This window comes from Micromonospora sp. WMMD712 (assembly GCF_029581295.1).
In the GTDB taxonomy this organism is placed as follows: domain Bacteria; phylum Actinomycetota; class Actinomycetes; order Mycobacteriales; family Micromonosporaceae; genus Micromonospora; species Micromonospora carbonacea.
This window is the reverse complement of sequence record NZ_CP120743.1, coordinates 195,250-207,865: the sequence shown is the minus strand read 5'-3', so window position 1 is coordinate 207,865 and position 12,616 is coordinate 195,250. Positions and strand designations below refer to the sequence as shown.

At 74.0% G+C, this 12,616-nt stretch carries 4 protein-coding genes; 2 read left to right on the top strand and 2 right to left on the bottom strand.

Annotated features, from left to right (window positions below; all coding sequences use genetic code 11):
* Positions 1 to 2: 2 nt before the first annotated feature.
* Positions 3 to 1,286 carry a Na+/H+ antiporter NhaA gene (gene nhaA, locus O7633_RS00835; protein ID WP_221487399.1) on the bottom strand — a complete coding sequence of 428 codons (1,284 nt, stop codon included), beginning with the start codon at positions 1,284 to 1,286 and terminating at the stop codon, positions 3 to 5.
* 254 nt (positions 1,287 to 1,540) lie between these two features.
* Between nhaA and O7633_RS00830 the strand changes: the two genes are divergently transcribed.
* Positions 1,541 to 2,884, top strand: coding sequence for a PHB depolymerase family esterase (locus O7633_RS00830; protein WP_282325381.1), 1,344 nt, complete (start codon positions 1,541 to 1,543; stop codon positions 2,882 to 2,884).
* 180 nt (positions 2,885 to 3,064) lie between these two features.
* Here O7633_RS00830 and O7633_RS00825 read toward each other — a convergent pair whose 3' ends face one another.
* Positions 3,065 to 3,988, bottom strand: coding sequence for a sulfite exporter TauE/SafE family protein (locus tag O7633_RS00825; RefSeq protein ID WP_282325380.1), 924 nt, complete (start codon positions 3,986 to 3,988; stop codon positions 3,065 to 3,067).
* 845 nt (positions 3,989 to 4,833) lie between these two features.
* Here O7633_RS00825 and O7633_RS00820 point away from each other — a divergent pair.
* On the top strand, positions 4,834 to 12,606 hold the full coding sequence (locus O7633_RS00820) for a type I polyketide synthase (protein WP_282325375.1): 7,773 nt from the start codon (positions 4,834 to 4,836) through the stop codon (positions 12,604 to 12,606).
* Positions 12,607 to 12,616: the final 10 nt, after the last annotated feature.

Sequence of the window (12,616 nt, the reverse complement as noted above, 5' to 3'; positions counted from 1 at the left end):
GCTCAGGCCGACCGGTCGGGCTGCGCCTGGTAGACGTCGGGCACCCCGTCCCGGTCGCGGTCGACGGTCTCGGCCTCGTGCACCCGCCGGTAGGCCCGGCTGCGGACGCGCAGGATGACGGTGGCCAGGCCGGCGGCGAGCAGGGATCCGGTGAGCACGGCGACCTTGACGTGGTCGTCGCGCTCGCTGCCCAGGCCGAAGGCGAGCTCGCCGATGAGCAGGGAGACGGTGAACCCGATGCCGCCCAGCAGCGCCAGGCCGAACACGTCGAGCCAGTTCAACCCCTCGTCGAGGTCGGCGCGGGTGAACCGGGACACCAGCCAGGTCGCCGCCATGATGCCGATCGGCTTGCCGAGCACCAGGCCGACCACGATCCCGACGGCGACCCGGTCGGTCAGGGCGGTGGCCAGGCCGGCGAGGCCGCCGACGGTGACACCGGCGGAGAGGAACGCGAAGACCGGCACCGCGACCCCGGCGGAGAGGGGCCGGAACCGGTGCTCGAAGTGCTCGGCGAGGCCGGGACCGGCGTCCGGGCCGCCCGCGGCCCGGCTGCGGACCACCGGAACGGTGAACGCCAGCAGCACGCCGGCGACGGTGGCGTGCACCCCGGACTCATGCATCAGCACCCAGGTCACGGCGGCCAGCGGCAGCAGCAGCCACCAGGACCGGACCCGGCGCTGCACCAGCAGCCCGAAGACCGCCAGCGGGACCAGCGCGCCCAGCAGCGGCCCGACGGCCAGGTCGGAGGTGTAGAAGACGGCGATGATCACGATGGCGAGCAGGTCGTCGACCACCGCGAGGGTGAGCAGGAAGGTGCGCAGCGCCGCGGGCAGGAAGCGGCCGACGACGGCGAGCACCGCCAGGGCGAAGGCGATGTCGGTCGCGGTGGGGATCGCCCAGCCCCGCGGAGCGTCGCCGCCGGCGATGAGGTGGTAGAGGAGGGCGGGCACGAGCACGCCGCCCATGGCGGCGGCCACCGGCACCGCCGCGCGGCGCGGGTCCCGCAGGTCCCCGGCGACGAACTCGCGCTTGAGCTCCAGCCCGGCGACGAAGAAGAAGATCGCCAACAGGCCGTCGGCGGCCCAGGTGGCCAGGCTGAGGTCCAGGTGCAGCGCCGCCGGACCCAGCCTGAGGTCCCGCAGCGCCTGGTAGCCGTCGGCCCAGGGGGAGTTGGACCAGATCAGGGCCAGCAACGCACCGACCAGCAGGAGCGCCCCGCCCACGGTCTCCCTGCGCAGGATGCCGAAGATGCGGCTGGTCTCACCCCACGAGCGTCGGGCGAGCAGGCTGGGGCGGCGCCGGGGGGCGTCGGTCACGGGGAACTCCTCGTCGGCTGGGCAGCGTCGTCTCGTCGCCGACCAGACTTCCCGGCACACCGAAGCCCTACCCTAGCCGCTTTCCGGGCCCGAAACTTCCGCTGGTTGCCACCCTCACTCCAGCTATCCATACTGATGAACGTTCCTGAGCCGGACATGGTCGGAGGCCGGGCAGCCCCGATCGGAACCTCGCCCCATCGGCACTCTCCGGAGGAACCTGCCCCATGAGATCAAGGACGAAGCTGCTGGGCGCCGCCCTGGTGGCCGCCGCAGTGGCCGCGCTCGCGGCCGTCACGGCACCCGCGCCCGCGTCGGCGGCAGCGCTGACCGAGGTCACCAACTTCGGCGCGAACCCCAGCAACCTGCGCATGTACCTGTACGTGCCAGACCGGGTCGCGCCCCGGCCGGGCCTGCTGGTCGCGGTGCACTACTGCACCGGCACCGGCCCGGCGTTCTTCAACGGCGCCCAGTTCGACGAGCTGGCCAACCAGTACGGCTACATCGTCGTCTACCCGTCGGTGACCCGCAGCAGCCAGTGCTTCGACGTCTCCTCGCCGCAGGCGTTGCGCCGGGACGGCGGCAGTGACCCGGTGGGCATCAAGTCGATGATCGACTACGTCCGGGCGCGGTACCCCGTCGACGCGGACCGGATCTTCGCCACCGGCGTCTCCTCCGGGGCGATGATGACCAACGTCCTGCTCGGGCTCTACCCCGACGTGTTCGCCGCCGGCGCGGCCTTCGCCGGCGTCCCGTTCGGCTGCTTCGCCACCACGAACGGCTCGGAGTGGAACAGCGAGTGCGCCAACGGTCAGGTCACCAAGACCGCCCAGCAGTGGGGCGACCTGGTCCGCAACGCCTACCCGGGGTACACGGGCAAGCGGCCCCGGATGCAGCTGTGGCACGGCACCAACGACGAGACCCTGCGCTACCCGAACTTCGGCGAAGAGGTCAAGCAGTGGACGAACGTGCACGGGCTGAGCCAGACCCCGACGTACACGGACACCCCGCAGTCCGGCTACACCCGCACCCGCTACGGCGGCAGCGGCACCATGGCGCCGGTCGAGGCGATCAGCATGGCCGGGGTCTCGCACAACCTGCCCGTGGACGCCGCGCAGGCCATCCGGTTCTTCGGCCTGGACAACGCCACCCCGCCCACGACGCCGCCGCCCACCACTGCCCCGCCGACCACCCCACCGCCGACCACGCCGCCGCCGCCCACGACGCCGCCGCCGACCACGCCGCCGGCCGGCGGGGGCTGCGCCGTCGGGTACACCGTCAACGCCTGGAACACCGGCCTGACCGCCGCCGTCACGATCACCAACACCGGCGGCACGACGATCAACGGCTGGAGCCTGGCGTTCACGCTGCCGGCCGGGCAGAGCATCACCGGCGGCTGGAACGCCACCTACTCCCCCACCAGCGGCGCGGTGACCGCCCGTAACGTCTCGTACAACGGCACGATCGCGCCGAACTCGTCGGTCAGCATCGGCTTCCAGGCCGACCACACCGGCAACACCGCCAAGCCGGCCTCGTTCACCCTCAACGGGGCGGCCTGCTCGGTCTCCTGAGTGCAACCCGGTGGCGGTGCGCTCCGCCCCACCGTCGCCGGCGAGGGCGCGCACCGATTCCGGTGCGCGCCCTCGTCACGAATCCGACATGCCGACCGCCGGCACGGGGGTCCGGGCGGGACTCCCGTGCCGGCGGCCCACACCGGCCCGCGCGCCGGCTACGGCGGGCCCGGCGGGCGGTCAGCTCGTCGCGGTGGCGGGCTCCCCGGGACCGTCCCCGGCCACGACCGGCTCGACGGTCCGGTCCGCCAGGTGCTGGCGCACCGACCAGGCCACGGCGGCCGCCCAGGCGGCCACGATGACCAGGTAGCTGGCGTACCGGATGCCGGCGGAGGCGTCGATCCAGTCGCTGAGCAGCAGGGTCCGCACGTTGGTGAGGATGATGACGCCGCCGACGGCGGAGCCGAGGACCCGCGGCGGCACCATCCGCACCAGCCAGGCGGCGATCGGCGCGGCGATCATGCCGCCGAGCAGCAGCGCGCCCACCCAGCCGAAGTTGATGTTCTCCGACCCGATCCCGACCAGGAACCCGGCGCTGGCGGCGATCGCCACCAGGAACTCGCTGGTGTCGATGGAGCCGATCACCCGACGCGGCTCCATCCGGCCGCTGGCGAGGATGGCGGGGGTGCCGACCGGGCCCCAGCCGCCGCCGCCGGTCGCGTCGACGAAGCCGGCGACGAGGCCCAGCGGGCCGAGGAAGCGCTTGCGCAGGGGCAGCCCGACCCGGTCGCGGGGCAACCCGGAGACGGTGAACCGGACCAGCACGTAGACCCCGAGGGTCAGCAGGATCAACGACATGATCGGGGCCGCGGTCGCGGTGGAGAGGCTGGAGAGGAACGTGGCGCCGGCGAAAGCGCCGACGGCGCCCGGCACGCCGACCCTGCGGACCACCGTCCAGTCGACGTTGCCGAAGCGCCAGTGGGCGGCGCCGGAGACGAGGGTGGTACCGATCTCGGCCAGGTGAACGGTTGCGGAAGCACTCGCGGCGCTGGTGTTGATGGCCAGCAGCAGTGTTGTCGACGTCACGCCGTACGCCATGCCGAGGCTGCCGTCTACCAGTTGCGCACCGAGTCCCACAAGGGCGAGGAGAAGGAGTTTACGCACAATTTCCGCCGATCCGAAAGACAAAAGGGGGTCTGGCAGCGCCGGGCGGGGACGGCGGTCGAGGCGGACCGCACCGCCCCGGCGAGCCGAGTCTGTGCAGGTACAGGGATTGTCGTAGGCGACGCCGGCCGCCCCATTGACGGGCGACCGCGCACTAATCATTCCGACAGATTGGGTAAAACGCTCGTTAAGCGGGGCTACGGTGCCGCCGCCCGGTCGCGGTATCGGCTCGCCCAGCGCGACCGCCGGCAAGACCGTCGCTGAACTCACCGCCTGTGGCGAACCGCACTCGATGCGGTCCGCGTCGTTACCGCAGCTAGCGTGACGTGGGTCACAACACGCCGTCTACCAGGACCTTCGCTGATCGCCCGGCGAAGCTCACCTCACTTTCGGTGAATGTCGAAGTTAATCGATGGGTAATAGCGATGACGACATTGACAGGGATCGTTGAGGCAGTCCACAACCCCTGGCAAGACCCGTTCCACATCGTGAGACAGAACGACCAAAATCACCCACTGCCAGGGAATGTCCGGAGAGCGTAAAACAATTTCGTAATGAACTCGACAATCGCCGCACTGCGGCGAGCGGTGCCGTTCGCACCCCCTGCCGTCCGAGCTCGCGGTCATTTTGCCTGGCCACCTCACCGGCAAATCCCGCCACCTTAGTAGGAAATCTTCACCTCCCCGATCAGGTTGGTCAGATTTAACCGGGCCGTAACTGAGCGACGCTACGTTAGGACCGAGCGCGACATTGACTGACGCGAATTAGGGCCCGAGCGCCGGTGGTACGGCCGGCCGGTCCAGCCCGTCGCCCCGCGATCTTCTCGCGACCGAAGTGGGAGCCTGATGAGTACTGCACCGCACACGCGCGACCTGATCATGGTTGTCAACCCTGCCGGCGCACTGGAGCCCGGCCCACGGATCACGGCCGCCGCCTGCGCCGGTGGCGGGCTGGGCGTGCTCGACCTGGCCGGCGGCGACGACTGGTCGCTGCGCGCGCTGACCCAGGCCGCCTCCTGGTCACCCGGGCCGATCGGGGTCCGGGTGCCGGCCGGCTGCCTGGCCACCCCCGACGAGGTCGACCACGCCGCCCGCGGCCGGGTCGACCTGGTGGTGGTCACCGCCGACAGCCCCTGGTCGCTGGCCGAGATCACCCCGCGGTACCGGGTGATCGTGGAGGTCACGAGCCGGGAGGAGGCCCGCGCAGCCGCGGCGGGCGGCGCGCACGGGCTGATCGCCCGGGGCCTGGAGGGCGGGGGCCGGGTCAGCGACCTCAGCTCCTTCGTCCTGCTCCAGCAGCTCGTCACCGACGCCACCGTCGACCTGCCGGTCTGGGTGGCCGGTGGGATCGGGCCGCGCACCGCCGGGGCCTGCCTCGTCGGCGGGGCCACCGGGATCGTCCTGGACACCCAGCTCGCCCTGATGCCCGAGTCCGAGCTGCCGGCCGACGTCAAGGCCGCGATCCGGCGCATGGACGGCTCCGAGACGGTGCTGGCCGACGGTGCCCGGGGGATGCGCCGGGGCGGCCAGCACGACGTACGCTCGGAGCTGCTGCCGATCGGTCAGGACGGCTGGCTCGCCGCCGTCTTCGCCGACCGCTGGGCCGACACCGCCAGCGCCGTGCGGGCCATGCGGGCCATCATGCTCGACGCCGCCGACGACCCCGAGGCGGGCACGCTGCTGCTGCCCGGCTCGCCGCTGGCCCAGGCGCTCGGCGTGCGGGTGCCCGTCGCCCAGGGCCCGATGACCCGGGTCAGCGACGAGGCGGGCTTCGCCGCCGCGGTCGCCGACGGCGGCGCGCTGCCCTTCATCGCGCTCGCCCTGAACTCCGCGGACCAGTGCCGCCGGATGCTCACCGAGACCGCCGAGCGGCTCGGCGACCGGCCCTGGGGCGTCGGCGTGCTCGGCTTCGCCCCCGAGGAGTTGCGCGCCGCGCAGCTGGCCGTCATCGAGGAGATCCGCCCCGGCTTCGCGATCATCGCGGGCGGGCGGCCGCCGCAGGCCAAGGCGCTGGAGGAGCAGGGGATCAGCACCTTCCTGCACGTGCCCTCCCCGGGCCTGCTGCGGCAGTTCCTGCGCTCCGGCGCGCGGAAGTTCATCTTCGAGGGCGCCGAGTGCGGCGGGCACATCGGCCCCCGGTTCAGCTTCCCCCTGTGGGAGGCGCAGCTGCTGGTGCTGGAGGAGTACCTCGACGCCGAACCGGACGCGGGCGCGCAGCTCCAGGTCTTCTTCGCCGGTGGCGTCCACGACGCCCGCTCGGCGGCGATGGTCGCCACGATGGCCGCGCCGCTGGCGCGCCGGGGCGCCCGCATCGGCGTGCTCATGGGCACCGCCTACCTGTTCACCGCCGAGGCGGTGGAGCACGGCGCGGTCCAGCCGCTCTTCCAGCGTGAGGCCCTCACCGCCGAGCGGACCGCCCTGCTGGAGACCGCGCCGGGCCACGTCACCCGCTGCCTGCACACCCCGTTCGTCGACGACTTCCACGCGCTGCGCGCCCAGTTGGAGCAGGCCGGCGCGGAGAACCGCGAGGTGTGGGAGCAGCTCGAACTGCTCAACGTCGGCCGGCTGCGGATCGCCAGCAAGGGCCTCAAGCGCAACGGCGAGGTCATCGAGGCGGTGGACGAGGGCGTCCAGGCCGCCGAGGGGCTGTTCATGGCCGGGCAGGTCGCCGTGCTGCGCGACGCCGCCACGACCGTGGCGGGCCTGCACGACGCCGTCAGCACCGAGGCCCGCGACCTGCACGCCGCCCGGCTCGACGCGCTGCGCGACCGGCTCGCCCCGCCCGCCGAGATCGAGGAGCGTCCCGCGCCGCTGGACATCGCCATCGTCGGAATGGCCTGCATGCTGCCCGGCTCCCCCGACCTGGACAGCTTCTGGCGCACCGTGCTCACCGGCGCCGACGCGGTGACCGAGGTCCCCGCCGAGCGCTGGGACACCGACCTCTACTACGCCCCCGAGGTCGGGCCGGGCCAGACCGGCCGGATCAGCGTCTCCAAGTGGGGCGGCTTCATCAAGCCGGTGCCCTTCGACGCCATCGGCTACGGCATCCCGCCGACGGCGCTGGGCAGCATCGACCCGACCCAGCTGCTCGCCCTGGAGGTCTCGCACCGGGCGCTGGTCGACGCCGGTTACCCGCACGACGCCGCCGGGGTCGACCACTCCCGCACCGGTGTCGTCTTCGGCGCGGAGGCCGGCAGCGACATGGGCCACGCGCAGACCCTGCGCACCATGCTGCCGGCGTACTTCGGCGAGGTGCCCGACGAGATGCAGGACCTGCTGCCCACGGTCACCGAGGACAGCTTCCCCGGGGTGCTGGCCAACGTCATCGCCGGCCGGGTCGCCAACCGGCTCGACCTGGGCGGGCCGAACTACACCATCGACGCCGCCTGCGCCTCCTCGCTGGCCGCCATGGACGCCGCCTGCAAGGAACTGGCCAGCGGCGACAGCGACATGATGATCTGCGGCGGCGCCGACCTGCACAACGGCGTCAACGACTACCTGATGTTCACCTCGGCGCACGCGCTGTCCCCCACCGGCCGGTCGCGGCCCTTCGACAGCACCGGCGACGGCATCGCCCTCGGCGAGGGCGTGGCCTGCGTCGTCCTCAAGCGGCTGGCCGACGCCGAGCGCGACGGCGACCGGATCTACGGCGTGATCAAGGGACTCGGCGGGGCAAGCGACGGCCGCGCCCTCGGCCTGACCGCCCCCCGCCCCGACGGGCAGCGGCGGGCGCTGGACCGGGCGTACCGACGCAGCGGCGTCTCCCCGCGCGACGTCGGCCTCGTGGAGGCGCACGGCACCGGCACCGTCGTCGGCGACCGCACCGAGCTGGAGACCCTGACCCGGATGTTCGTCGAGGCCGGCGCGGAGCCGGGCGCGTGCGCGCTCGGGTCGGTGAAGTCGCAGATCGGGCACACCAAGTGCGCCGCCGGGCTGGCCGGCTTGATCAAGGCGGCCCTGTCGCTGTACCACGGCGTCCGGCCGCCGACGATCCACCTGAAGCGCCCCAACCCGGCCTGGCACCCGCAGCAGAGCCCGTTCGCCTTCTACACCGAGGCCCGCCCCTGGCCGGCCCCCGCCGAGGAGCGGATCGCCGGGGTGAGCGCGTTCGGCTTCGGCGGCACCAACTTCCACGTCGTGCTCAGCGCGCACGCCGGCGCCCCCGAGCCCCGGCACGGCCGGCGGCTCTGGCCGGCGGAGCTGTTCTGCTTCCGGGGCCTCGACCGGGCCGCGGCCCACCAGTCGGTCCGGCAGCTGCTGGACGGCCTCGCCGGCGACGCCGGGCGGGACCGCCCGGGACGCCTCGCCGAGCTGGCCGCCGCCGTGGCCGCGAAGGCCGCCGGCCGGTCCGGCCCCACCCGGGTGGCGATCGTCGCCCGGGACCTGACCGAGCTGGAGGCGCTGCTGCACCGGGCGCTGGCCGGCGAGCACGACCCGGCCCGGGGCCTGGTGCAGCCGGACGAGGTCGAGCCGGTCGGGCCCGGCCAGGTCGCGTTCCTCTTCCCCGGGCAGGGCAGCCAGCGCCCCGGCGCCCTCGCGGAGCTCTTCGTCGCCTTCCCGGAGCTGCGGCACTACCTCGAACTCGACCGCGACGCGGCCGAGCTGCTCTTCCCCGCCGCCGCCTTCGACCAGTCGTCGCGGCGCGAGCAGGAGGAGCGGGTCCGCGACACCCGGGTCGCCCAGCCCGTGCTCGGCATCGGCGGGCTCGCCGTCGACCACCTGCTGCGCCGCCTCGGCGTACGCCCGGACATGACCGCCGGCCACAGCTACGGCGAGCTGGTCGGGCTCTGCGTGGCCGGCGCGTTCGACGCGCCCACGCTCATGGCGCTGAGCCGGGAGCGCGCGGCGTCCATCCTGGGCGCCGCCGGCGAGGACCCGGGCACCATGGCGGCCGTCAACGCCTCCGCCGACGACGTCGCCCAGGTCCTCGCCAGCGCCGGGCTGACCAGCGAGGTCGTGCTGGCCAACCGCAACTCCCCGAAGCAGGTGGTGGTCTCCGGGCCGACCGCGAAGGTGCAGTCGGCGGTGGTCGCGCTCAAGGAGGCCGGGCTGTCGGCCAAGGCCCTCTCCGTCGCCTGTGCCTTCCACAGCCCCGTGGTGGCCGGCGCGGTGGAGACCTTCGCCGAGGTGCTCGCCGCCCACCGGATCGCCGAGCCGCGCATCCCGGTCTGGTCCAACCTGACCGCCGCGCGCTACTCCGGCGACGCCGGCCAGGTGCGCCACCACCTCGCCGAGCAGATCGGGGCCCCGGTCCGCTTCGTCGAGCAGGTCGAGGCGATGTACGCCGCCGGGGCCCGCCTCTTCGTCGAGGTGGGACCCGGGCAGGTGCTCACCCGCCTGGTCAAGGCCGTGCTCGGCGACCGGCCACACCGCGCGATCGCCTGCGAGCGCGGGCCCGAGGAGGGGCTGCGCGGCTTCCTGATCTCGATCGGGGAGCTCGCCTGCGCCGGTGCGCCGGTGCGCCCCGACTGGCTCTTCCACGGCCGCGTCGCCGCCGACGCGCCCGCCACCGCACCGACCCGTCGTCCGATCTGGACGGTCGACGGGCTGCTCGTCCGGGACCAGCACGGCAACTGTCTTCCCGGTGGCATGACCCCTCCCCGACGGATCAAGGAGTTGTCGATGACCCCAGCGAACGGTGCCGTCACCGGTACCCCCACCGGCACCGGCCCCGACGCCGGCGGCCAGGACATCCGTGGCGAGCTGCTCAACGAGTACCTGCGCGCCACCCGGGACATGATCGCCTCCCAGCGTGACGTGATGCTCGCCTTCCTCGGTGACCCCGGCACCGGCGGTCCGGGCGGCGGCGGCCGGCTCGTCTGGCAGCCCGCCGAGACGTACCGGGTCGAGGGCCACACGCCGGCCGCGCTGCCGCAGGCAGCGGCGGCACCCGCCATCGCCCCGCCGGCACCCGCGCCCGCCTCCCCCCGGCCCCCGGCCCCCGCGCCCGCCGCGGCCCCCGTGCCGGCCGTGGCGCTGGCGACCAACGGCGGGTCGGCCCTGGCCACGACCATCGCGCCGGCGCGGCCGGTGGCCCCGGCCGTCGTCCCGGTCTCGCCCGCCGTCGGGCCCATCACCCCCGCCCCGGCACCGGTGCCGGCGGCGGCCCCGGTGGCCACCGGGCCGAGCGTCGCCGACTTCCAGAACGCCATCCTCGCGGTGATCAGCGAGCGCACCGGCTATCCGGTCGACCTCATCGAACTCGACCTCGACCTCGAAGCCGACCTCTCCATCGACTCCATCAAGCGCGCCGAGGTCGCCGGCGAGGTCGCCCAACGCCTCGAACTCGCCGTCGAAGGCGACGAGTCCGAGCTGGAGGACCTCGTCAAGGCCCGCACCGTCCGCGCCATGGTCACCTGGCTCGACGAGAAGATGGGCTCGGCGCCCGTCGCCGCACCGGCGGCCGGGCCGGTCGTCGTCCCGCCCGCCGGCACGCCGGTCGGCGTCACCACGGCCGACTTCCAGCAGGCGATCCTCAGCGTCATCAGCGAGCGCACCGGCTACCCGGTCGACCTCATCGAACTCGACCTCGACCTCGAAGCCGACCTCTCCATCGACTCCATCAAGCGCGCCGAGGTCGCCGGCGAGGTCGCCCAACGCCTCGAACTCGCCGTCGAAGGCGACGAGTCCGAGCTGGAGGACCTCGTCAAGGCCCGCACCGTCCGCGCCATGGTCACCTGGCTCGACGAGAAGATGGGCGGCAGCGTCCACGTGTCGGTGTCCACCACCGGCCCGGTCGCCCTGCCGACCGCTCCCGTCCCCGCCGCCGCCGCGCCCGGGGCCTCGCTCGCCGAGTTCCAGAACGCCATCCTCACGGTGATCAGCGAGCGCACCGGCTACCCGGTCGACCTCATCGAACTCGACCTCGACCTCGAAGCCGACCTCTCCATCGACTCCATCAAGCGCGCCGAGGTCGCCGGCGAGGTCGCCCAACGCCTCGAACTCGCCGTCGAAGGCGACGAGTCCGAGCTGGAGGACCTCGTCAAGGCCCGCACCGTCCGCGCCATGGTCACCTGGCTCGACGAGAAGCTCAACGGCGCGGTCACCGCGACGGCGACCCTCACCGCCACGGCGAGCATCGCCGCCCCGGCCGCCCCCGTGCAGGCCGCCCCCGCCGTGGCCCCGGCCGCGCCGGAGCCGGCCGACGCCGGGGTCGGCGTCGGGATCGCCCCGAAGCGGCTGGTGGCGCAGGAGAGCGTCCGCACCGAGCCGGTCGGCGACCCGGCCACCGTGCTCGCCGGCACCCGGTTCCTGATCACCGGCGGCGGCGCGATCGCGGCGTACCTGGCGGAACTGCTCGGCGAGTACGGCGCCAGCGGCCAGCTCGGCGTGCTCGACAGCCAGCAGGCCGGCGAGGGCTTCGACGGGGTGCTCGTCCTCGACGGGCTCACCAACCTCGACGAGCCGCTGCTGCCCGACGTGTTCCCGCTGTTGCAGCGGGCGCTCGCGACCGGCCCGCGCTGGCTGCTGGCCGCCGGGGCCCGCGACGCCGCCGGGGCCGCCGACGGCATGCCCGGCCTGTTCCGCACCATCGCCCGCGAGTACCCGCAGCTGACCGCCCGCTTCGTCGAGGTGGACCCGGCCGCCGCGGCGGACATGCTCGCCCGGCAGCTGCTCAACGAGGTGCTCACCAGCAGCGAGGCGCCGGTGGTGTACCTCCGGGGCGACGACCGCTACGTCGCCGACCTGGTGCCGGTGGAGCTGGGCGCGCTGGCCGCCGGCGGGGCCGGCCCGGCCGGCGACGGGGTGGCCGAGGCCGCCGCGATCGGCCTGGAGCCGGACTCGGTGATCGTCCTGATCGGCGGGGCGCGGGGCATCACCCCCTGGTTCGCCCGGACGCTCGCCTCGGCCAGCCGGTGCCGCATCGAGCTGGTCGGCCGCACCCCGCTGCCCGAGGGCCCGGAGGACCCGGCGCTGGCCGCGGCCGGCGACAAGCAGGCCCTGGTCGCGGCGCTGGCCCGGCAGGGCCTGCGCAACCCCGCCGAGATCGACCGCACCGCCCAGCGCATCCTGGCCGCCCGGGAGGTCAACGCGACCATCGCCGAGCTGACCGAGCTCGGTGGCGAGGTCCGCTACCACACCCTCGACGTCCGCGACACGGCCGCGACCCGGCACCTGCTGGGCCGCATCCACGCCGAGCACGGCCGGCTCGACGGCCTGGTGTACGCCGCCGGGATCATCGAGGACAAGCTGATCGCCGAGAAGGACCCGGCCTCGTTCACCCGGGTCTTCGACACGAAGGTCGACGGGGCGCGCGGGCTGCTGACCGCCCTGGACGAGCTGCCCGCCAAGCCGCGCTTCGTGGTCTTCTTCGGCAGCATCGCCGCCGCCTACGGCAACCGGGGGCAGTCCGACTACGCGGCCGCCAACGACGCCCTGGACACGATCGGCACCCGCTACGCGGCCCGCACCGGGGTGCGCACCGTGACCGTCCACTGGGGGCCGTGGGCGCCCGGTGTCGGCCACGGCGGCATGGTCACCGCCGAGCTGAGCCGGGAGTACGCCCGCCGCGGCATCGGCCTGATCGACCCGGAGGAGGGCGCGCTGGCCCTGCTGCGCGAGCTGGCCTGGGCCGACGCGGCGGTCACCTCGGTCGTCTACACCGCCTCGGGCTGGTGAGCGCGCCGAT

What these genes read in the sequence shown, in the direction of transcription:
- O7633_RS00830 (WP_282325381.1), top strand. Translation starts at nt 1,541, where the DNA reads ATGAGATCAAGGACGAAGCTGCTGGGCGCCGCCCTGGTGGCCGCCGCA.
- O7633_RS00820 (WP_282325375.1), top strand. Translation starts at nt 4,834, where the DNA reads ATGAGTACTGCACCGCACACGCGCGACCTGATCATGGTTGTCAACCCT.